Below are 23,203 nucleotides of genomic sequence, written 5' to 3' on the forward strand. Positions count from 1 at the left end.
ATCCTTTGAATAACTACCGAAAATACCTGCCAGTCGGTATAGGTACGCTATGCCCATCCCGGTACTTTCACCGAGTTTTTCGAGACCAACCCTAAACTGTTATACGATGAAACGGAGCCTGATCCTGCTGCTTACCTTCTTTGTCGCCTGCATTGCCCAAGGGCAGACCGTGCAGATCGGAACCATTGATCCCGCCGTCTTCTGCGCCGGGTCTACCCTGAACATACCGTATACGGCGGATGGCGTCTTTGACGGCGCCAACGTTTTCAGCGCCGAGCTGAGCTCCGCCAACGGTTCATTCGGAAGCCCGGTGACGATCGGTTCCGTGCAGGCTACAGCCTCCGGCACGATCAGCGCCACCCTTCCTTCCGGCGCGGTCACTGGTAATGGCTACCGCATCCGCGTTGTGGCCTCTAACCCGGTAGTGACCGGTCCCGACAACGGTCTCAACATCAGTATCAATGCACCGCCGGTGCTCCAGGTGTCCGGCCCAACCACTACCTGCTCGGGCAGCACGGCCACGCTGGTGGCTTCCGGCGCTGGCACCTACAGCTGGTCGCCCGCTTTGCTGCCGGCCGACGTGGCCCCGGCCAACGTGCGCATGGCGGTGGGCTTGCGGCTGCTCAAAGCCGGTTACACCGGCTCCATCATCCGGCTGCGCCGCGCAAGCGACAACGCTGAGATGGACTTCGGCGCTTCCGGTCCGCACCTCGACCTGGATGCCATACACACCTGGCTCGGCGGCTCGGCCGGCTATTGCGTAAAGCTCTACGACCAGTCGGGCAACGGGCTCGACGAAGTGCAGGCGACGGAAGGTGCCCAGCCCCAGTTCATCGAAAGCAGCCTGCTCAACAGCCGTCCGGCACTCGTGTTTAACACATCGCAATACATGCAGATGCCTACTTACCTGACGAACCCCTTTACCGTTATCTGCGCCTCGCGGCAAACCGGCGGCGCGCGTGCCCGCGTACTTTCGTCGGTGAGCAATAACTGGCTCCTCGGCTTCCACGGCGGCCGCCACGGGGATGCTTACTTCGAAGGCTGGGTACATCTTGATTACAGCATGGCCGCCGACAACAGCATTTACGTGCATACCGGCGCCTCCAACGGCAGCGTGTCGCAGGTGTATGAAAATGGCTCCCTCCTTTCCAGCAACAGCAATGGCGTGTACCCGCCGTATGGCCTGCAGCTGAACGGCAACGGTTACTACGGCGAGCGTTCGGATTGCGAATTCTACGACATTGTTGCCTACAATACGGTGTTGTCGCCCGAAGCGCGCAGCAAGGCCGAGAGCAGCATCTGGAATTATTACGTTGCCGCCAACCAGCAGTTCATCAGCCTGTCGCCGGGCCAATCGGTGCAATACACCGTTACCGGCAACACGCCGGGCTGCAGCAGCGTCAGCCAGACGGTGACCGTTGCCAACAGCGCTATCGGCGATCCCTCTGTTTTTGGAGACAACCAATGGAATGTATACGCCTGGAATGCCGGCACCTATTACGACAACGGCTCTTCCTGGAACGACAACTATGCCGGTTACTACACCGCCCCCGGCCTCAATTTCAACTCGCAGAGCCAATGGGATCCCAACGCTTCCCCATCGAGCGCGCCGGGCTACCAGGGTTGCACTGTAAACAATGATTACTTCTCCTGGGCTGCAAAGCGCAAAGGCTTCCCCTGCGGTTATTATAAAATCATACTTCCTTACCACGATTACTATGCGCGCATTAAGATAAACGGGCAACAGGTGTATTATTCTTGCTGCGGCAATACCACTGTGTGGACCGGCTATCTCAATGATACCAGTACCGTGGAGCTGGCGATCACCGACGATACCTACAGCTCGTACGGGGCCCTCAATTTCGAACTCGTACCGGAAATCGGCATCAGCTACCCGTCGGCTACGGCCTCCACGGGATGTAATACGGGCAGCGACCTGACACCGACCGTGGTACTGGCGCCCGGTGCACCCGCTGGTTACTTCACGGCCACACCTGCCGGCCTTGTAATCGACAGCCTCACCGGTGTCGTATCCCCATCAAGCAGTGCTGCCGGTGACTATACGATTTATTACATCGACACCCTGCAGGCCTGCGGCCAGCACGTAGACACGGCCACAACTACACTCAAGATCCGCAACGCCCAGGGCGATCCTGCGGTCTTCGGCACTAACGCCTGGATCGTATACGGCTGGAACTCCGGTTACTACTATGACATCGGAAATTCCTGGAGTACAAACTATGCCGGGTACTTCGTCGACTCGTCGCTGAACCACAACTCGCAGAACTTCTGGCCTTACTGGACGTCGCCTTCCGACGCCCCGGGCTGGCAGGGCTGCCCCATAAACGTAGACTTCCATTCGTGGTCGGCCAAGCGAAAAGGCTTCCCCTGCGGCTACTACACCATTTCGCTTCCCTATCACGACGACTACGCACAGGTGCTTGTTAACGGCGTGCTGGTGTATAACACCTGCTGCGGCAATACGAACGTGTGGACCGGCTATCTCAATGATACGAGTACCGTAGAATTCCGGGTAACGGAAGGCAGCAGCTATTCGTATGGCTCCATCGTATTCACGCCCACGGCCAAGGCTACGATCAGCTACCCGGCGAGCACTTATTGCACCTCCGCAGGCGACCTGACGCCCACGCTCACCCAGGCGCCCGACGGTGCAGGCGGTTACTTCACCGCTACGCCCGCGGGCCTCAGCATCGACAGCAGCACCGGTGTGATCCATGCGTTGACCAGCCAGGCGGGCGACTACACCATCGCTTATCATAATGTATATTCGTCTGCTTGCGGGGTAGATTCGACGCAGGCAACGTTCAGCCTGCATCTCACGGCGGTTGCCGGGGATCCGGCCGTGTATGGCAACAATGTCTGGAACGTATATGCCTGGAATGGCGGCACATCCTACAACGACGGCAACTCCTGGACGACCAACTACGCTGGTTATTTCACGGATACGGCACTGAACCACCACTCGGATGCCTTCTGGTATGGCTATTATTCGCCTTCGTCGGCACCCGGCTGGCAGGGCTGCGCGGTTAACTGGGATTACCATTCCTGGGCAGCGAAGCGCCAGGGCTTCCCCTGCGGTTATTACCAGATCAACATCCCGACCCACGACGACGAGGCCGAGCTCTGGATCAACGGCGTCCGCGTATGGACGCACAGCGGTTGCTGCGATTACCATGGCGACGTATGGCGCGGCTACCTGTCGTCAACCGACAGCGTCATGTTCCGCGTTACAGAAGGTGGCGGTTATTCAAATGGTTATATCGACCTTGTTCGAATTGAGCCGGCCGCGATCAGTTACCCGCTGTCGCCGTATTGCAATACCGGCGGCTCTGCACCGGTAACGCTCACTGGTGTTACGGATGGTACCTTCTTTGCCGGCGACTCGCTTTCCATCGATCCTGCAACCGGCACGATCCATCTCAACGCATCGGCCGTGGGTATGCATACCGTATCTTATGTGCTTTCGCACGCCGGTTGCGCCAACGACACGGTGACCACCACGGTGGAAATTTCACCGTCACCCTCGGCTGCCATCTCGTACGCACAGGCAGCTTATTGCACCACGATGGGTGCGATAGAAGTAGTGCGCAACGGCGCCGGCGGCGGTACCTTTGTCGCTACACCCGCGGGTCTTGTCATTGATGAAACGACCGGTACCATTACCGGCTACAGTTCTCTTCCGGGAACCTATACGGTGACCTATACGGTGCCGGCCTCGGGTGATTGCGCCTCGTTTACCAATTCGACGCAGGTGACGATCTCCAACCCGCCCTCGGCAACCATTACTTACGGAACGAACACATTCTGCACCAACGTGGATTCTGTGCAGGTGCAACTCACCGGAACGCCCGGAGGCCACTTCTACAACTATGCCGGGTTCAACGTGAACCCCGTATCAGGAACGCTGTATCCCTCGAGCAGCGGCCCGATCAGCAATTATATCTATTACGATGCCTTCACGCCTGGTTGCCAGTCGAGCGGCACGTATGTATTTGTACAGATCAACCAGGCGCCGACGGCCAGCATCAGCTACGGCGGCACGCCTTATTACGTGGGCGGCGGCGTGGTGAACGTGAGCCTCAGCGGCACCACCGGCGGTACTTACAGCGTGAGCCCTTCTGGTCTCAGCCTGAACACGACCACCGGTTCGGTCAACCTGAACATCACTGCGCCCGGCACCTATACGGTGACCTACACCATGCCTTCGGGTACCTGCCCCGGCGCTACAACCAGCACGACGATCCAGGTGCTGCCCACGGCATCGGCACAGATTTCCTATACCGGCAACCCGTTCTGTTCCGGCTTCGGCGTGGCTACGGCAACACAGACCGGCCTCGGCGGCGGCGTATACAGCGCCCAGCCTTCCGGGCTGGTGCTCAACAGCGGCAATGGCGACATCAACGTGTCTTCGTCTACGCCCGGTAATTATACGGTCACCTACTTCATCCCTTCCGGCAACGGCCACGGTGAAGTGACGGCAACCACCAACATAACGATCACCGCTACGCCTTCCGCTGCGATCAGCTACAGCGGTTCCCCTTATTGCAACAACAGCGGCAGCGCAACGGTTACCCGCACGGGTACCGGCGGCGGCACCTATACTTCGGCACCGGGTGGTCTTGCCCTCAACGGCAGCACCGGTGACCTCTTCCCACAATCGAGCCTGCCGGGAACTTATACCGTCACCTATTCCATTCCTGCTACGGGCGGCTGCGCTGCCTTTAGCACCAGCAGAACCGTAACGATCCTGGCTTCCGGAACCGTGAACACGCCGGCAGGTCAAACGCTGTGCAACGGCGCCGGCACGACTCCTGTCCTGTTTGGCGGTGGCACGGCGGGTACCGTTTACAACTGGACCAACAACGATCCTGTTATCGGCCTCGGCGCCAGCGGCGCCGGCGATATCCCGTCCTTCACGGCCATCAACAACAGCGGCTCGACGCGGGTGGCTACCATCACCGTTACGCCGGTTAGCGGCAGCGGTTGTGCTGGTACCGCAAGAAGCTTCCAGCTGATCGTTAACCCGAGCCCCGCGGTTACCATCAGCGGAGGCAGCGAAGAAAACTATTGCATCGGCAGCAGCGTCACGCTCACCGCATCGGCGGGCACGTCGTACCAATGGTCGACCGGCTCCACGACGCAAAGCATCCAGGTTGCCGCGAATGGCACTTATACCGTGACCGTTACCAATGCCAATGGCTGCGCGGGCACGGCTTCGAAGACCGTTACCTATGGCACGAACCACCTGCCTTCGCTCAGCTTTACGGGTGCCACCGGCTTTGTAAGCAGCGTGATGAACCCAGCCTCGGGCCTGCCCACAAGCGATTACCGATTCGAGGTGCGCTATACCGATGCCGACGGCGACTTGCCGCAGTCGAATACCATCAAGCTGCTGCTTGACTTCGAAGGCAACGGCAGCTTCAACGATGGTGGCGACCGTACGCTCTATCTTACTGAAAAGGATCCGGCCGACCAGAACGTAACCGACGGCAAGGATTACTTCATCGTGGTGAACTTCCTGCAGGCTTCCGCCAACTGGCACACGACCGTGCAGGCGACCGACCAGGGCGGCTGTGCTGCTTCCTTCGGGCCCTTCGCCGGTCCCGTAGTGCTGCCCCGCGTGGATGTATCCATCTTCGCTAACGACATCACGTTCTCCAACGCGCACCCCGACCCCGCGCAGCCGCTGACGATCACGGCTACAATCCACAACAACTCGGGCCGCGACGCGAGCAACTTCCAGGTGCGGCTCGTGAACCAAAACGATACGGCCACGCATTACACCGTACTTAGCGTTCCGTTCCTGTCGGGCGCCGGTGGTACGACGCAGGTAAGCTGGAACATCACGACGCCCAATGTGCCGATGTGGTGCCCGATGCAGGTGTTCATCGACGACGCCAATGTGCTTGATGAAAGCAACGAGCTCGACAACCAGGCCATCCGTCCGTTCATCAACGGCAACTACCAGCTGCCCGGCGACATCGGCATCACTTCAGCGCCGACCCCAAGCAGTATTTATACGGGCGACAATATCACGTTCTCGGGTGCCGCCTGGTACCGCAACACGGCCGTGCAGTTGCAGGATTCTTCCTGTGCCGGCGCTACCGTGACGATCAAGGTTGTAGAAACAGGGCAGACGCAGGTAGTATATAGCAATGCCCTTGGCGCCTATGCCGCATCCTTTAGCGGCCCCGCCACGCCAGGCACTTACCATGTGCAGGTGACGATCACCGACTACACGCTCGAGGGCGACACCACGACCCAGTTTGTGGTGATTCCGCGTCCCCTGTGCACGGGCCCTGATCTTACTTCTGCCCTCAGCATCGGCGCGGGAACGATCACGCCACAATACCCGGCCAGCAACACCCGCTATATTGTCGTGGGTCAATCGCTCAGCGGCTCGGTGACCGAAGGCAACGGCGGTGGGGTAGATGCCGGCAGCCACAAGCTGTCCATCGAAGCACCGACGGCTTCCGGTGTTCCCGCACCTTTTGCCATTTCCTCGATGGCCTCCGGCGCCCAGCAAACCATCACGCTCCCGGCGCTGACCTTCAACAGCATCGGCAGCACCTATATCCGCTCGCTTGCAGACGCCGCCAACGACGTGGATGAGCTCTGCAACGGCGAGTCCAACAACAGCTCTTACACCGGTGTAGTGGTGCTGCCCAACGCACCCGACATCGCACCGGCCAACCTGTTGCCGTCGTACTTCAATGCCAACCAGTGCCAGGGCATCCCGAACGTCAGCTTCCTGGTGCGCAACCTGGGCGGCCTGCCCACTGGCTCCTTCAACGCCCGCCTGACGGTACTGCGCAACGGCGTGGTAGAGACAACCCTGACGCAACCGGTAGGGAACATCAACCCACTGTGGGAAACGACCGTCAACTTCAACTATGTGTACAGCGGTCTCACCGGCGTATACACCTTCACGCTTGACTGCGACGTTCCCAACGCCATCAGCGAATACAACGAAGGCAACAACGGTGCCTCTTACCAGGTGCAGGTAGCTGCCTGTAATCCCGACCTGACCGTATGGGGTTGCGGCAACGTAACCGTGATGCCCGCCGAGCCTTCGCTGCCGGCCAACATCACCATCAGCGCGCAGCTCGCTAATACCAGCCTCGTGGCCATCTCCGGTCCTTTGACCGTAGACTTCAACGTGGCGGGCACGCACTATACGCACACCTTCACGGGTACGCTGGCGCCGGGCGCCAACACGCTCGTGTCGGTTACCGTGCCGGCTCCTGCCCCGGGCAACAACGATCTCACGATCACCGTGGATCCGGGTAACACGCTGTCGGAGACCAATGAGGCGAACAACAGCACGAGCGCCAAGCTTTGCTGGGACTTCCAGCCGACCAACGGCGCTTGTGGCAGTGGCCTTTATATCCAGCCGACGCAGATCGTCAACACGCCCGTAACACTGGCAACGGGCCTCTTCAACTTCGGGCTGTACAAGGCTACGCATGCCCAGGTGCGCTTCGAGGTAAGCGGTCCCGGCATCAGCGGCTGGCTCAACCTGGGCACCGTCAGCACCAATATCGCCAACACCTGCGCCTGCCCGCTGGGCCTGGGCTTGCCGAACGCTTACGTGTTTACGCAGACCGGTGACTACCAGGTGCGCATTACCGCGGATCCGGCCAATCAGTACACTGAATGCAACGAAGGCAACAACCAGATCGTGGTCAGCGTGCACGTGGTGCTTCCGCTGCCCGACTACCTGACCCGTTCGGAATACATTGCACCCTCGCTGCTGAACCCCGAGCCGGGTCAGCCGATCGACATCGACATCAGCTACCGTAACAACGGCGCCAGCACCACCGATTCAAGCACCGTGTACACGCAGGTAGACAACGACTCGCTGACACAGGTGCGCGTTCCGGGTCTTGTTAACAGCCAGCTCAGCACCGTGCGCTTGCCGCGCCAGTGGTCTTCCGACCTTCGTGGTATCCACGTAATCCGCGCGGTTGTAGACAAAGACGATGAGATCGGTGAAGGTGACGAGCTCAATAACGAAGCGACGCGCGCCGTGATCGTGGGCAAAGCCCCGAACCTCCTGTGGCAGTCGTTTACACTCGACAACAACAGTCCGGCCGCCGGCACTACGCTGCACATTATGGGACGCATCCACAACATCGGCTTCGAGGATTGCGACGCTGTGCTGCAGCTGCTCTATCTCAACGACCAGGGCCAGGAAGTACTCATCTCGCAGCGCAATATCAGCGTGGCCGAGGGTGCCGACTACGACCTGCAGGCCGTCTGGCGCGTGACCGACGCACAAACCCGCGTCATCGCCCGCATCATCAACAGCATGCCTTCCGAATACAATACGGATGATAACGAAGCCGGTGCCGACATCGGTGGCATGAGCGTACTCGCTACGAGCACGCCTGCCAGCTGCACCGGTACTACCGACGGGGTGGCCCGTGTGGCCATCAGCGGTGGCCTGGCGCCTTACAGCCGCCTTTGGAGCAACGGCGAAACCGGTGACAGCATCATCGTAGGCTCCGGTATTTATACGGTCACCGTCAGCGACGCCAACGGCAGCATCGTGACCGATACGGTACAAGTGGGCACCAACGGCAGCAATTGCCAGGAAATTGTTTCGGCAACTGGCGCCAATGCCCTGTGCAGCGGCAGCAGCCTCAGCGTGAGCTTTACCGTAAGTGGGACATTCAGCGCCGGCAACCAGTTCATTGCCCAGCTGAGCGACGCCAGCGGTTCCTTCACGAACCCCGTTACGATCGGATCGGTAACGGCCACCGGCAGCGGCGTCATCAACGCCACCATTCCGGCCAACACCGCTTCGGGTAACGGCTACCAGGTGCGCGTGGTCAGCACGCAGCCGGTGATCACCGAAGCCACCGGCCACAGCCTTTCGATCTCGGCACCAGCCAACGCTTCAATCAGCTACAGCGGCTCGCCCTATTGCACGGGCAGCGGCAGCATTGCAGTCACGCAAACCGGTACCACCGGTGGCACCTACAGCGCTACACCGGCAGGGCTTTCGCTGGATGCCACGACCGGGGCCATCAACCTGGCAACGAGCCAGCCGGGTACCTACACGATCACGTATCACATCGCAGCCGTCAACAGCTGCGGCGCCTTCAGCACAGCTACGACGGTGACCGTCAATGCGGCGCCGGCAGCTACGATCAGCTACAGCGGTCCGTTCTGCCCCAGCGGCACAACGCAGCCCAGCCTCAGCGGCAACGGTGGCGGTGTGTTCAGCTCTACCGCCGGCCTTGTGCTTGATGCAACAACGGGCGCCGTCAACCTCGGTACTTCGGTATCCGGAACGTACACGGTGTATTATACACTCGCTGCCAGCGGCACCTGCCCGCAGGTCCAGGCGAGCACCATGCTGACGATCTATCCCAAAGCGGTGGCCAACGCCATCAGCAACCTGACCACCCGAAACGGCGCCACGACGGCACCGGTGACCTTCACCGGCTCGCCCGCAGGCATCGTATACGATTGGGTCAATTCCAACCCCGCCATCGGCCTTGCGGCCAGCGGCTCGGGTAACCTGCCTTCCTTCACGGCTGTAAATACGGGCAGCATGCCTGTAACGGCTACCGTGACTGTAACGCCGGTGTACATGGGCGGTGACCTGCCCTGCGCCGGTGCCCCGCAAACTTTCACCATTACGGTAAATCCGTTTGTGGTCAGCACGCTTGCTTACCCCGCCAGTCCGTACTGTGCGCGCGGCAACGCGATCCCCGAACTGGGCGGCCAGGGTGGCGGCACCTTCGCAGCTCCCGCCGGACTGTCGATCAGCAGCAGCACGGGTGTGGTGAACCTTGCCGGCAGCACCCCAGGCACGTATACGGTTACGTATAACTACAGCAGCTACGGCCAAGCCGGTACGGCTTCCGCACAGATCACGGTGGCACCGCTTCCCTCGATCAACACGGTTGCTAACCAGCTGGTCTGCGGTTCGACGACACTGCCCGCCATCGCCTTCAGCGGCAACGGCACGTCGTATACCTGGACCAACGACAACCCGTCGATCGGGCTGCCGGCTTCGGGTACGGGCCAAATTCCCGCCTTTACCGCAATGAACAACGGCCCGGTCAACGCCATCGCCACCATCACCGCCACGGCCGTTTCCGGTGGTTGCACGTCGACGCCGGTTTCCTTCCGCATCACGGTGAAGCCGACTCCCAACGTGACGATCCCGGCCAACACGATTGTGTGTGCCGGTACGGCATCCCCGGCGCTCAACTTCACGGGCACGATCCCGGGTGCGGTGTATTCGTGGACAAACAACAACAGTGCTACGGGTATCGCGGCTTCGGGGACCGGTTCGATCGCGTCGTACAACCCGATCAACAACACAGGCGTCAACCAGGTGTCAACCATTTCGGTAACGCCGGCCGCCAACTCCTGCACGGGCGCCGCGCAAAGCTTTACGCTGACCGTGGTTCCGGCAGCAGGCACGATCTCCTACAGCGGCTCGCCGTTCTGCCCGACCGGCTCCGCCAGCGTCAACCGCAGCGGCTCCGCCAACGGTACGTATAGCGCCAGCCCCGCCGGCCTCGCTATCGACCCGGCAACCGGCCTGCTCAACCTCGTGGCTTCCGCGCCCGGCACCTACACCGTCACCTACACGGTAGGCAGCGGCGGCGGTGGCTGCAGCAATACGGCCAGCACGCAGGTAACGGTCAACAGCCGCCCGACGGTCAATACCATCGGTAACCAGGTGTTCTGCCCCGGTGGTACGACAGCGCCGGTTGCCTTCAGCGGCACGGGTGCCACTTCGTACACCTGGACCAACAGCAACACGGCCATCGGACTTGCCGCCAGCGGCTCGGGCAACAGCATCCCGGCATTCATCCCGGTGAATAATGGTACCAGCACGGCCAACGCTACGATTGCCGTAACGGCCGTGGGCGCCTGCCCGGGCAACACGATATCCTTCCGCATCTCGGTATCGCCGATGCCTAAGGTGAACGCCGTGGCCGACCAGGTATACTGCCGTGGCGTCAACGCAGCGGCGGTGAGTTTCAGCGGGCCGGTTGCCGGCACGCAGTACCAGTGGTCGCAGAGCAACCCGGCCGTCGGCCTGCCCTATACCACGGGCTACGGAACGATCCCCGGATTTACCACGCAGAATGGCACCTCGGGCTCCATCCTGTCGCAGGTGACGGTAACGCCGATCGCCAACAAGTGCCTCGGAACGCCGGTACCGTTCAGCTACATCGTCAACAACTGCGTGGCCCAATCGGGCAACACGGGTGGCAGCGATGCGAACGCCCGCCTTTCGACACAAGTGACCGTAGGTCCCAACCCAACGCAGAACCAGGTAACGATCTGGCTCTCGGGCAAGACCGAAGGCACGCATACTGTAGAATTACTGGACCAGTACGGCCGCACGCTCATCAAGCCGGCTTCTTTCACCGGCAGCAGCTACACGCTGAGCCTCGTGGGATTCACCTCCGGCACCTACGTGCTGCGGATTGTGAACACCCAGACGAAGGAAACGGCCGAGCGCAAGGTCATCAAACTCTGATCCTGATTCCATTCATGCAAGAAGCCGCCCCGAAAGGAGCGGCTTCTTTTTTATTTGTTGAAGAAGCATATGATCAGTCTATTTCGCTGGGCAGCGGCTCTGGTTCTCCCTTCGGTTCCTCTTTCTTCTCTTTCGCCCTCGCGGCTTTCTTTTTCAACCATTCCGGGTCCTGTTGCAGCCCCTGCACATCTTCCAGTTTTGCGATGTAAAGACTGCGGCCGTGTGTGCCGAGCACAAGCTCATTTTCGCGTTCCTGGATGGCAATGTCGTGCACCGGAACCGAATAGGGGAGGCCGGCCGTCCAGGCCATGAAGTGCCGCCCACGGTCGAAGGAAACGTACACGCCGCCGTCGGTGCCCACGTAAAGAACATCGGCATTTTTGGGGTCCTCGCGCAGCACGTTCACCGGCTCGTGCGGGAGGTCGGTGCCAATGGCGCTCCAGGTGCTGCCCTCGTCTTCGCTAACAAAAAGATAGGGACGGAAGTCGTCGTTCCGGTAGCCATTGAGGGCGAGGAATACACGCGGCGCGCTCCAGCGCGAAGCCGTGATCCGGCTTACCCAAAGCCCCTGTGGCAGTGGGTTCCGGCGCTTGCCCTCGCTGAGCGGCGTCCAGTTGTAGCCGCCATCGCGGCTCAGGTGCACGCGGCCGTCGTCGGTGCCGGCATAGAGTAGCGAGAACCGCAAGGGCGATTCGCTGAGCGCCGTAATGGTGCCGTAGGGCACGTTGCCGCCGCCGTCGCCTTTGGTGAGGTCACCGGAAATAACGAGAAAGGTATCGGCCTTGTTGAAGGAGCGGAACAGCTGGTTGCCGCCGAAGTAAACGATGTCGGGATTGTGGCGGCTGAGGAGGATCGGCGTTTGCCAGTTGTAACGATAGGGGCGCTGGCCCAAAGCGTGCAGCAGTGTGATACGCTTCGCCGTTGCCTGTGGACTGGCCCGGTTGAGGCGGCTGTAGTTGCCGAACTGGAAGCCGGTGTACGTCGTTGTGTTGTCGCGCGGGTCCACCTGCACCTGCATGCCGTCGCCGCCCATGATGGGTTGAAAAGGATATTTCCCATCCGATAGCCACTCCGGGTTTTCGCGGTTGTTGGAAGGGCCCACCCATACACCGTTGTCTTGCAGGCCGCCGTATACGTTGTATGGCTTTGCGTCGTCGACCGTTACGGAGTAATACTGGGCCACCGCCGGTGTGTTGGCCTTGAACCAATGCTCCCCGTTGTCGTACGAGATGTTGAGCCCGCCGTCGTTGGCATCGAAGATCTGCTCGTTGCGCTTCGGGTTGATCCAAGCGGCGTGGTGGTCGGCGTGCACGTTGCCTTTGTCGATGTGGCGAAAGGTGGCGCCGCCATCGGTGGACAGCTCCAGGTAGAAGCCGGGAAGCATCACCTTTTGGTCGTCGTCGGGTGCCACGTAGATCTTGCCGAAGTAGTAGCCGTAGGTGCTGTACAACGTGAGCGGCTTCGTGTTGGTTTTGCGCCAGCTGCGGCCCGCGTCGTCGCTGCGGTATACTTCGGCACCCACGGGTGGGTTTTCAAAACCGGTGTTGACATAGAGGTAATCGTAGATGGCCGTCGGGCGCAGCTGGCCGGTGGCCACGAGGCGCTTCACTTCAATGGCGTTGTAGCGACGGGCGAGGCCGTTCTTTTTGAAGAACGTATCGAGCTTGCGCTCGTCGAGCTGTGCAAAGCGGTCCAGCGAGAGTTCTCGGAAGTCGCGCAGGAAGTACCGCGTCGTATCACCGATAGTCGTGTCTTTGGCCGGCGTCTGGTTGTCGACCACCACGTATACCGTATTCGGGTTTTTGGGAAAAACGGCCACCCCCATGCGGCCTACGACCTTGCCGGTGGGCAGTCCCGAGCCTTCCGTAGATATACGGGTCCAGTGTTCGCCGCCGTCGCTGCTTTTGTAGAGGCTGCTGCCCGCGCCCGCGGGCTCGAAGTTCCAGGCGCGGCGCGTGCGGTACCAGGCAGTGGCATACAGTTCCTGCGGGTTTTGCGGGTTGGCGTCGATGTCTACCACGCCCGTGTTCTCGTCCACATAAAGTGTCTGCCGCCAGCTGGCGCCGCCGTCGGTGGTCTTGTACACGCCGCGCTCGCGGTTGGGCGAGTAGAGGTGGCCGAGCACCGCTACCCAGGCCGTGGCATCGTCGCCGGGGTGCAGCTGGATCTTACCGATATGGTGCGACTCTGGCAGGCCGGCATAGCGCCAGGTCTTGCCCCGGTCGGTGCTGCGGTAGAGCCCCGTGCCGGCATAGGAAGAGCGGCTGCTGTTGACTTCGCCCGTGCCTACCCAGATCGTGCCGCTGCGCCAGTTTACCGCGATGTCGCCGATGGTGAGGGTTTCGGAGCTGTCGAAAATAGGAGTGAAGCTCTGGCCGTTGTTCCGGCTGTACCACACGCCGCCGGAGGCGTAGGCCACGTAAAACTCCGTCGGATCGGTAGGGTTGACGTCGATGTCGGTAATGCGGCCGCTCATGACACTGGGGCCGATGTTGCGAAAGCGCACGCTGTCGAGCACCGAGGCGCGGCGCAGGGCCGCCTTACGCTCCAGGCCCCGCATCCGCTCGGCCGCGGGCGTGGGACCGGTCTGGGCCTTTGTGAAAAAAGTAACGGATAGCAGGGCGCCGGTAAGCAGGGTTTGGGGTAATTTTAGGGGCATAAGGATAGATTCTATGGGGATTTCAAACATACGGATGTTCCGCTGGTTGCTGGCCTTCGTGCTGCTGGCTGCCCTGCCCGCCGCCGCCCAGTACAAAAGCTTTATTATCGGTGTCAAAGGCGACACGCTCAACCGCGTGGACAAGAAAGGCCTGCAGCAGGGCCCTTGGGTCGTGAAGCAGGCGGCGGTTCGCGGCGAGCGCGGCTATGAGGAAGAAGGTGTTTTCAACGACGGCTACCGCAACGGTGTCTGGCGCCGCTACAGCCTCGACGGCGACCTGATCGCGCTGGAGCAGTACCGCTGGGGTATGAAAGACGGCAAGCAGGTGTATTTCGACATCGAAGGCAAACCCCTCCGCGAGGAAATGTGGCGCGCTATCGACCCGAAGAGCCCCTACGACACCGTGCCGGTGCGCGACCTGCAGGATCCCAACAAGATCACCGGCTACCGCATCGTAAAGGTGGAGCCCGTGGCCCACAAGCACGGCACCTGGAAGTTCTTTAACGCCCGCGACGGCCGCCTTGAAGAAACCCAGGAATGGTTTATGGACCGCCTCAAGAAAGAAGGCGAAAGCGATGCCGATGCCCTCCTGGCGCCCATCGTACCCGCTTCCACCCACGCCACCGATACGATGACCGTCAGCGCCAACGCCAGCGTGCGCGAGGCGACGCTTTCCACCCGACCCGATTACAACAAACCCGAAAAAGACAAGCTCAAAAAGCCGCCGGCCGTGGTGGACTTCGAGAAAAAGCACAAGGGCCGGAAGAAGTATGATGTGCGGACGGGTGAAACCGGTGGGTAAGAGAAAGAACGCAGATTGCTATGATTTAAAGGATGAACGCAGATGCTATTTAATACGGTTGAAAGCTATTCTTGATCGCGAGCTTTCTTCAATTCGTTACAGCGTAAGATTTTTTGTACGATCTGATAAGAAATAAAAAAACGAGCTTCCGTTTCCGGAAGCTCTTTTTATTTGGCGGTAACAACAACTACAAACTACAAACCACAAACTACAAACTGCTTTTCCCGCGATTAAAGAAGTTTCGGAAGTACAGCAGCTGGTATTGAACGGCGTTGTTCCAGTACGGCCAGTCGTGGCGACCGGGGCGTTCGGTGTAGTCGTGCGGGATCCTGAGCTCCTGCAGGCGCTTGTGCAGGGCGCGGCTCATTTCCACGATGAAATCTTCCGTGCCGCAGTCCACGATGAGGGCGAGGCTGTCGCTGCGCTTGTCGTTGAGGACGCCGAAGATGGAATATTCGCGGTAGCGGGCTTTGTTGCTGGTATCGCCGAGGCGCTTCTCAACACCATACATCGGTGCGGTGATGTATTCGAGCTGTACAGCGCCGCTCATGCTGCCTACGGCACCGAAGGTGGCCGGGTGGCGGTAGCCGATGAACAGCGCGCCGTGGCCGCCCATGCTGAGGCCCGAGATGGCGCGGGCGCTGCGCGCGCGGATGCTGCGGTAGTGCGCGTCGATGTACGCCGGGATCTCGGTGCCCACATACGTTTCAAAACGCGCCGAGCTGTCTACCGGGCTGTCGAAATACCAGCTGTTGACCGCCCCGTCGGGGCAGACCACGAGTACGTTGAGGCGGTCGGCGGCGGCCTTCAGCTCGGGCGCCTTCGTAACCCAATCGCTGTACCTGCCGCCGAGGCCGTGCAGTAGATATACGGTGGGGTAGGCCGCTTTTCCTTTCTTATACGATTCGGGCTTGATCACCACGCAGCGATAGGCGCGGTTCATGGCATTGCTGAAGATGGAGACGGTATCTACCTCCGCGGCCAGCGATGGGAGCGTAGCCAGGAGCAGGAGCACGGACAAGAGTCGTTTCATGGGGCATGTGTTGGGTCAAAGATAGGAGCTGTGGCTCAGCGGCGGGGCTGCAGGCGCAGCAGCAGCTGGTAGTAGGCGAGCAGTCCTTCCTTGTTGGTCAAGGGTGCCCGAAGCAGCGCGTCCCGCGATGCGGTGTCGCCATGGAGCGCGGGCACGATCAGCTTGCGGAGCAGGAAGTAGTTCTCTTCCAGCTTCATCGTGGCCTGCGCCTGCAGGCGGTGCACGGTGGCGATCCCTCCCGGTGACAACGGTGGTACTTTCAGTACCCATTCCGCCGAAACGCGGGTGATGCGGCCGGCACGTGCGCGGTAAATCTCCCGGATCGCTGCCCGGTCGGCCAGGCCGTCGCGCCATTGACCATCGGGCTGCAGCGAGTCGTATTCAAAAGCCGACTCCACCCACAGCGCGCCGTTGACCGACTTGACAAAGTATTGCCGCCAGGTTGTCGGCAGCCGCTTTCCGGTCGCGCAATCGAACAATTCACCCAGGCTGTAATTGGAGAGCGGTTGCGTTGTATCGCGCAGCGCCTCTTCCCAGGTGACTCGCCGGCTGCCGTTGCGACCAGTGCGGGTGAAGCCGCCTTCCTTGCAGGGCAGGATGCTGTCGCCTGCAACGCGCAGCGTGAGCAGGTAGCCGCCTTCGGGCTCACCGCAACCGCAACGGCCCTGGGCGCGCGGCGCGGCCTCCGGAGCTTCCCGGTCACCAAGGTGGTAAGGATCAATGATGCGGTTGCCGCTATCTGTTTTTACTTCCAGCAGGCGGCGGTCTTTAGCGATGCGTACATCGTCGTAGAAGGGCGTCAGCGCGCGGCCTGTTACCGGGTCGAGCACGGTCACGCGGCGGTTGCGGACGCCGAGGAGGTATTGAAAGGATAGAACGTGCAGGTCGTCGTAAGCAAGCGGCACGACGAGCTTGCGGTTGGGGCCGATGGCGCCGGCCTTATTTCCTTTTTTTACCATCGTTATCCGGGCGTCGCGGCCCACGCGGGGCATGCTCGTTTCAATGCGGTCGTAGATGTCGGTTTTGCCGCCACTGGTAATGGCATCGATGATCTGCGTGCCCGCCGCGTTCTTCACCCAGATGCCGAGGCCGTGCGGCTTCAGGTCGTCGTACTCCGGGGCGATGATCCATTCGCCGTAGGTATTGATAAACCCCATCTTACCAGGACTGCCTGCGGCGGCATAGTCGCCGCTGAAGAGATCGTATTTCTCGAAATAGCGTTGATACAGAAAGGCAGGGTTCGGACGATAAACTTTTCGGATGATCCACTCCGTTTTTTGCAGCGCCCAGCGGCCGGCCTTGCAGGCGCCGCCGCGGTCGGTGAGGTGCCACTGCCGCCGCAGCGTGTCGCCGCGGTTTACCGCCTGGTCTACGAGCCAGGACGAGTCGCGGTGCAACAGGTAATAGCGGTCGGCACGCGGCACCAGCAGCCCGTTGGCCTCCAGGTAGCGGAGCAGGCAGGCTTCATCGCCCCTGAAGGCCGACGCCGGCCGGAAGGTGACCAGCGGCGACTGTGCGCCGGCGATCCCCGCCAGCAGTAGCCATACGGAGAGGAGTACGGAACGCATGCGCATCAGTCGAGCGAAGAAGCTTTGTCCACCACCGACGTCAGGTTATCGGGCGCGCCTTCCGTAACGAGCAGGTTGTCTTCAATACGCACACCGCCGATCTTCTTCCAGTGTTCCAGCTCAGACCAGTCTACGTTCTCCTTGAACTGTGCCTGCTTTTCGGGGTCCTGGAGCAGCGCGTCGATGAAGTAGAGGCCGGGTTCCACCGTAATCAGGTGGCCGGGTTCCAGCTGGATGTCTACCCGCAGGCGGGCGCCGAAGTAGGTCTTCGGGGCCAGGTTTTCGGCATGGCCCGTGTCGCGCACGCGCAGGCCCACGAGGTGGCCGAGGCCGTGGGGGAAGAAAAGCGAGACCACTTCCTTTTCCAGGAGCGTGGAGACGTCGCCCTTCAGGATGCCGAGCGAGCGGAGGCCTTCGGTAAACATCCGCGCGGCGGTATTGTGCACGTCGCGCCACCAGTTGCCGGGGCGGCACAGTTCGATGCAGGCGAGCTGCACCTGGAGCACGAGCTCGTAAAGGGCCTTGCTGCGGTTGTCGAGGCCGGGGGAGGAGCCGTAGGTGCGGGTGATGTCCACACAGTAGTCGTATACGTCGGCGCCGGCGTCTACCAGCACGAGTTCCTTGTCGCCGATCACCTTCATGGTGGGGAGCGCGTGGAGGATGGCGGCGTTGCGGCCAGAGCCCACGATGCTTTCGTAGGGCACGCTGTGTGCGCCGGCACGGTAGATGGCGCTTTCGTAGGCTACGTGCAGGTCTTTTTCAGTAATGCCGGGGCGCAGCGTTTCGGTGATGGCCCGGTAACCGGCGTTTGCGATACCGGCGATGGAGCGAATCAGGCGCACTTCCGCCGCATCTTTCACCCGGCGCGTTTGATCGAGGGCGGTGTTGAGCTCGAACGCTTTGCCCTTCGCTGTATACAAATCCGTTTGCCCCAGCTCGTACAGCGACGAAAAGCGCTGCGCTTCCAGGTAGTGCTTGAGGTCATCGGTCTTCCTGCCGGGTTCGTCTACCAGCAGGTCCGACTTGGGGCCTTCCCACACGGCCTGCTCCTTGGTGAAGGGCGTCTGGAATTCGATCCAGCCGCTGTTCGGGTTATAGAGCAGCACTTCGCCCTCGCGGCGGCGGCCGGTGAGCCAGAAGTAAGAAGGGTGCGGCAGGAAGGGATAGGTCTGGTCGAGGCCGCCGGGCTTTTGCAGCGGGTGGCCGGAATGCACGAGCACGGCTTCATCGGCAGTTAGGATGCTGTTCCATTTGGCGGCGAGGCGCGCGCGGCGGGCCTGTATGTCTTGCGATGTGAAATACATGACGAAGAGGTTAGGCCGTGAAGATAAGCAGGAACGGGGAGGGGCGGAGGGACGTCGCCAACCGGAGTCATGAACCGATTTTCCGCCGGCTGGCAACTAGCATGGAGGAAATGTTTTTTTAACGCAGAAAAGCAAAGCGTTTCCCGGAGGACACAGAGACAGGTTCGCTACCGGCAGGTTACCTGGGCGACCCCATCGACCTGAAGCGGTCCGACATTCGGGCGTCTCTCGCTGGCTCGCAGAAAACGACGTTTCGGGCCTTTCGTTCACTTCATGGGTTTGTTGGTACGTTCAAAGCTCTCTGTGCCCTCCGTGAATCGCTCCCTGAACTCTGCGAGAAAAAATACCGTCTTCCTGATGCCTCCGGATCCTCAAGCATCCGCGTTCTTTTTCTCCAACCGCGCGATCACCTTGCGTATGCGGTCGCGGTTTTTGGCGAGCTGGATGAAGTGGGGCAGCCGCCGCGTCCATCCCCGACATCCGGGACGGAAAGATCCTCATCGACTTCAACAAAGCGTATAATCCCTATTGCTGCTACACGACGGGCTACAACTGCCCGATCCCGCCGAAGGAGAACAGCCTGCCCGTTGCCATCAACGCCGGGGAGATGAAGTATACGAAGCCGGTGCATTGACCCGGAGGAGTTTCGACGGTCCGCATGTTCCCACTTGTAGGGTAGTACGCCCCTAAACCGTCCTCTGCGCTCCCGCGAGCCTCTGCGGTGAACATTTCGGCGAACGAAGCGCCGCCCGGCCGATCAATCAACCGGCGCTATTTTTCACTTGGTCATTTAAAGGCACTGGCGCCGACGGCCCCCAAAATGCGGCCCGGCACCGCCCTGTTGATCGCGCAGTCCCACTCCCGCGAAATGAAGTAACCCTGTGCGGCGTCCGCGAAGCCGTCCTTCAATCGAAGGAGGCGGTTACCGCGCCCGCGATGCCTTCCAACGATCCGCGGATGGCTTTACGCCGTTGCGGAAGGGCGCCATCAATTGGAAAAAGCCCGCTGCGGCTCGCGGAAGCCCTCCCCCGGTTGTAAAAGGGCCGCTGCAAACCCGCGCAGGCTCCCGCGAACTGTAAAAAGGGGGCTGCAGGCGCCGCAACCGCATCCCCCGATTGGAAAAGAGGCTTTGCAAATCCGCGGAGGGCATTTCCCATTTCGCGGAAGGCTGCCACGAAAAAAAAAGGCCCCGGCTACGTTTTTTTTCGAAAAAGAGTAAATTAGGGAAACCATAAAACTTCTCCTTATGTTGCAAACGCTCTACTTCGAACGGCTTCCGCAAGCCGAAGCCATCCGGTACATCGAACAATTCATCCGCGTACTACGCGCCGCCGGCAACCTGTCGGAAGCGCTCAGCGAAGCCCTCAACGAGCTGGAAGCCCGGATGCGGGAAGCGGCCATCGCCTACCGGCAGGCCACCGGGTCCTCGCAAACAACGGCGTTGCAGGCCAAGGAAGACGAGCGCGACGCCTACGTGATCGGGCTGGGAAAGATCTGCGACGGCCACCGCAATAACCCGGATCCTGCCAGCGCTGCGGCCGGCAAAAAGCTGCACGCGAACTTCGGCCTGTATGGCGGCGCCAGCAACATCACCAAGCTCACCGTCAAGGCAGAAACGACTACCATTAATTCGATGATGCGCGACTGGCGCGAAAAGCCCGAGCTATCCGCCGCCGTGACCGCGCTTGGCCTGCAGCCCTGGGCCGACCGCCTGCAGACGGTCAACACCGAATACGACACGCTCTCGGTTGCCCGCGGGCAGGAGCGCGCCGCCCTGGAGCAGCAGGTGGATTATACCGTGAAAGACAAGCTCACGGAGGCCCGCCCGCTGTACGACGAGGTAGCCACCCATCTCAAAAGCGGCAAAGCCGCGGCCCGCCGCCTGCGGCAGGACGAACAGCCCTGGCTCAACGCCATCGGCGCCGCCAATGCCATCACCGAGGAATACAGCACCCTGCTGGCATCGCGGGCAACGCGGGCCGAGGCCCATCCCCAAACCCCTGCCCAGGGAGGAGGGGCGTAGGCGCAATCCATTCGGATAGGAAAGAGGAAAGAAATGGAAAGGCCGCCCGGGAGGGCGGCCTTTCCATTTGTTTACCATCTCGGCTCAGGACGCCAGCCCCAGGTACCGCAACAGTTCCTGCATGCCTCCCGCCGCACCACCCGGGCGAACGTGCCAGTGATCGAATTCGTAGATGAAGCGCCCCTCCGGGTCGTAGGCGGCGCCCTGCGCCTCCAGCAAAGGCTGGTACACTTCCGGGTCGGTCACGTAGAGGAACAGCAGTCCGTGCTCATCGAAAGCGATGTAATCGCCGTTTTCGGGATGCATCGCGAGTAATTCGTGGAAGCCGTCGTGAAAGATAAAGTCGCCGAAGGCGTCCAGCGCGCCCAGCAACTGCGTTTGCGACACGGTGCCCTCGTACTCGTTGGCATCGCCCTCGCTTTTCCCGTCAAACAGCTTTACGCGCAGGTAGCCATTGCCGCGCCCGACAAAGGCGCACAGCACGGCCCGGATCGCATCGGCGCTGTTGAAATAAGCCACGAGGCGCTGCGCCGCGCCGTTGGATTGCAGCAGGTAAAAAGGTTCGGGCCGGTAGTCGCGGCTGGCGGATTTGATGGGATAGGCGTTCATGTGCCGGGGGGTCGGAGTGAAATGGCTGGTTCAGGAAGACGGTGTCGGCGCTGGCATTACCCGTCAATCAAAATCCCCGTCGCTTCCCACTCTTCAAACTCGATGGTGATGTGGTGGTCGAGGTCGTGGGCGCTGGTGTGGAAGGCAAGGTCCCAGCGGCGGGGCAGGGGTGCGGGGCGCGGGATGCGGAGGTGCGCGAGCGAAAATTCGCCGTCGAAGTCCTGCAGCACGTAGTCTTCGCGCCAATTGCGGAACTCGTCTTCGATAAAAGGACGCGCCTTTTCTTTCAGCAGGGCGTAGTCGCGCTCCACGCTGCGGAAGAATTCCCGCTGCTCCTCGCTGGGGCCGCTCTCATCGGCTTCAATCAGTATTTCTACGGGGCGACCAAGGGGCGCGAAGTCGCGCGTGCCGCTGTAGAAGTTGCCGCTGGCCGCTTCGTAATAACGCAGCGCGCCGAAAAATGGATCGTTGAAGAGGGGTTTCTGTTTGAAGTGACCGAACAGTGCCATAGTGCTGTTATTTGTAGTTAGGTGCCGGCGCCTGCCGGCGGTTCTCGTTCTCTCGTTCTCTCGTTCTCTCATTCTCTCGTTCTCTTGTTCTCTCGTTCTCTTGTTCTCTCGTTCTCGTCTCACCGCAGGATGCCCTCTACGTTTCCCCTGATGTTGTCGGCCATCTTCTGCATCGGCAGGTCGTTGGTATCGTGGCCGAAGGGGTCCTCGATCTCCTCGGCGATGAGTTCCAGCGAGGCCAGCACGTAGAAGATGAACAGCGTCACGGGCACCGTGTAGTAGCTGAGGGTAAAGGTGAAGCCGAAGGGGAGCGTGGCCACGTAGATGAAGATGAACTTCTTGATGAAGGCGCTGTAGCTGTAGGGGATGGGGGTGTTCTTGATCCGCTCGCAGGCGCCGCAGACGTCGGTGAAGGCGGACAGCTCGCCGTTAAGAAGAATGAGTTGCTCGCCGCTGAGCAGGCCTTCGCGGTGCAGCGCGTACACTTTGGCGTAGAGGCTTTCCGCCACTTTGTTGGGGCCGTGCTGGGCGCGGTCGAGGTCAGGCAGCTCGGGGTGGGCGCCTTCGTCGAGGGCGAAGCGGGTCGTGTCTTTGAGCAAATGCTTTTGCAGCACCTGGGCATAGAGCGGGATGGCCTGGCGGAAGAAGACGCGTGCGCCGCCGTCGGCTTCGGGCAGCATGGCGGCGAGCTTCAGGGCCAGGTTGCGGCTGTTGTTGACGAGCGAGCCCCACAGCTTGCGGCCTTCCCACCAGCGGTCGTAGGCGGTGTTGGTGCGAAACACGAGCAGCATCGAGATGGCAAAGCCGAGGAGCGTGTGCATCGTGGGCGTGTTGCGCAGGAAGCTGTCGGGTGGCAGGTGCAGCAGCGTTTTTTCGGCATACACCACGCCGGTGCTGTACAGCAGCATCAGCAGCAGGTAGGGCACCAGGGCGCGGAAGGTGTCCGAGCGGTGCACGAGAAAGATGGCGCGGTGCCAGTTTTTGGAATTGTAATAGATCATGGTATTCAGCGCCCGAAGTTCACATCGAAATGGTCGCTGCGGGGAAAATTCTTTGTACCCGGCCGGAAGGGCTTGCCCGGTCTGCCAGCACGGAGGGCAGCGGGGCGCGGCCGTCGCCATAGGCTATGGCCGGCGGGGCGGCAAGCGCCCCTTGGTCGC

The 23,203-nt window shown here is 60.9% G+C and carries 11 protein-coding genes; 4 read left to right on the plus strand and 7 right to left on the minus strand.

The features are described 5' to 3' along the window. Positions 1 to 106 precede the first annotated feature (106 nt). Entirely contained in the window at positions 107 to 11,536 is an 11,430-nt protein-coding gene (locus E0486_RS11545) for a CARDB domain-containing protein (protein ID WP_165917299.1), read from the plus strand. A 73-nt stretch (positions 11,537 to 11,609) separates the two neighbouring features. Here E0486_RS11545 and E0486_RS11550 read toward each other — a convergent pair whose 3' ends face one another. Beyond that, positions 11,610 to 14,195: a WD40/YVTN/BNR-like repeat-containing protein gene (locus E0486_RS11550; RefSeq protein WP_165917300.1), complete on the minus strand. Its 2,586-nt coding sequence runs from the start codon at positions 14,193 to 14,195 to the stop codon at positions 11,610 to 11,612. A gap of 34 nt (positions 14,196 to 14,229) precedes the next feature. On the opposite strand from E0486_RS11550, the gene E0486_RS11555 reads away from it, so the two are divergent. Next, entirely contained in the window at positions 14,230 to 14,997 is a 768-nt protein-coding gene (locus E0486_RS11555) for a toxin-antitoxin system YwqK family antitoxin (RefSeq protein WP_131852333.1), read from the plus strand. A gap of 208 nt (positions 14,998 to 15,205) precedes the next feature. Here the strand turns inward: E0486_RS11555 and E0486_RS11560 are convergent, their stop codons facing one another. The 3 genes from E0486_RS11560 to E0486_RS11570 are packed head-to-tail and all read right to left on the minus strand — an operon-like array spanning position 15,206 to position 18,902. Then, on the minus strand, positions 15,206 to 16,030 hold the full coding sequence (locus tag E0486_RS11560) for an alpha/beta hydrolase (protein ID WP_131852334.1): 825 nt from the start codon (positions 16,028 to 16,030) through the stop codon (positions 15,206 to 15,208). A 35-nt stretch (positions 16,031 to 16,065) separates the two neighbouring features. After that, on the minus strand, positions 16,066 to 17,598 hold the full coding sequence (locus E0486_RS11565; protein ID WP_131852335.1) for a WG repeat-containing protein: 1,533 nt from the start codon (positions 17,596 to 17,598) through the stop codon (positions 16,066 to 16,068). A gap of 5 nt (positions 17,599 to 17,603) precedes the next feature. Next, positions 17,604 to 18,902, minus strand: coding sequence for an aminopeptidase P family protein (locus E0486_RS11570; protein WP_131852336.1), 1,299 nt, complete (start codon positions 18,900 to 18,902; stop codon positions 17,604 to 17,606). A gap of 493 nt (positions 18,903 to 19,395) precedes the next feature. On the opposite strand from E0486_RS11570, the gene E0486_RS11575 reads away from it, so the two are divergent. Together E0486_RS11575 and E0486_RS11580 are read left to right on the plus strand one after the other, a co-directional pair. After that, complete coding sequence (locus E0486_RS11575) at positions 19,396 to 19,536, plus strand: DUF1684 domain-containing protein (RefSeq protein WP_262709633.1); 141 nt, start codon at positions 19,396 to 19,398, stop codon at positions 19,534 to 19,536. Between the two features lie 612 nt (positions 19,537 to 20,148). Further along, positions 20,149 to 20,925 carry a DUF6261 family protein gene (locus E0486_RS11580; protein ID WP_131852337.1) on the plus strand — a complete coding sequence of 259 codons (777 nt, stop codon included), beginning with the start codon at positions 20,149 to 20,151 and terminating at the stop codon, positions 20,923 to 20,925. 84 nt (positions 20,926 to 21,009) lie between these two features. On the opposite strand, the gene E0486_RS11585 is transcribed toward E0486_RS11580, so the two are convergent. The 3 genes from E0486_RS11585 to E0486_RS11595 form a co-directional block, all read right to left on the minus strand. After that, the gene (locus E0486_RS11585; protein WP_131852338.1) at positions 21,010 to 21,534 is read right to left on the minus strand and encodes a hypothetical protein; all 525 of its coding nucleotides are present in this window, start codon (positions 21,532 to 21,534) and stop codon (positions 21,010 to 21,012) included. A 56-nt stretch (positions 21,535 to 21,590) separates the two neighbouring features. Beyond that, complete coding sequence (locus E0486_RS11590; protein ID WP_131852339.1) at positions 21,591 to 22,043, minus strand: hypothetical protein; 453 nt, start codon at positions 22,041 to 22,043, stop codon at positions 21,591 to 21,593. A 119-nt stretch (positions 22,044 to 22,162) separates the two neighbouring features. Then, positions 22,163 to 23,044 (minus strand): bestrophin family protein, encoded by an 882-nt coding sequence (locus E0486_RS11595; protein WP_131852340.1) that lies wholly within the window; start codon positions 23,042 to 23,044, stop codon positions 22,163 to 22,165. Positions 23,045 to 23,203 lie beyond the last annotated feature (159 nt).

The sequence above is a fragment of the Flaviaesturariibacter aridisoli genome (assembly GCF_004343705.1).
GTDB lineage: Bacteria > Bacteroidota > Bacteroidia > Chitinophagales > Chitinophagaceae > Flavisolibacter > Flavisolibacter aridisoli.

Bases quoted from the DNA above. Each gene is read 5' to 3' on its own strand.
- E0486_RS11565 (WP_131852335.1), bottom strand. From the start codon at position 17,598: ATGCGTTCCGTACTCCTCTCCGTATGGCTACTGCTGGCGGGGATCGCC.
- E0486_RS11590 (WP_131852339.1), bottom strand. From the start codon at position 22,043: ATGGCACTGTTCGGTCACTTCAAACAGAAACCCCTCTTCAACGATCCA.
- E0486_RS11550 (WP_165917300.1), bottom strand. From the start codon at position 14,195: ATGCCCCTAAAATTACCCCAAACCCTGCTTACCGGCGCCCTGCTATCC.
- E0486_RS11545 (WP_165917299.1), top strand. From the start codon at position 107: ATGAAACGGAGCCTGATCCTGCTGCTTACCTTCTTTGTCGCCTGCATT.
- E0486_RS11555 (WP_131852333.1), top strand. From the start codon at position 14,230: ATGTTCCGCTGGTTGCTGGCCTTCGTGCTGCTGGCTGCCCTGCCCGCC.
- E0486_RS11560 (WP_131852334.1), bottom strand. From the start codon at position 16,030: ATGAAACGACTCTTGTCCGTGCTCCTGCTCCTGGCTACGCTCCCATCG.
- E0486_RS11595 (WP_131852340.1), bottom strand. From the start codon at position 23,044: ATGATCTATTACAATTCCAAAAACTGGCACCGCGCCATCTTTCTCGTG.
- E0486_RS11570 (WP_131852336.1), bottom strand. From the start codon at position 18,902: ATGTATTTCACATCGCAAGACATACAGGCCCGCCGCGCGCGCCTCGCC.
- E0486_RS11585 (WP_131852338.1), bottom strand. From the start codon at position 21,534: ATGAACGCCTATCCCATCAAATCCGCCAGCCGCGACTACCGGCCCGAA.
- E0486_RS11580 (WP_131852337.1), top strand. From the start codon at position 20,149: ATGTTGCAAACGCTCTACTTCGAACGGCTTCCGCAAGCCGAAGCCATC.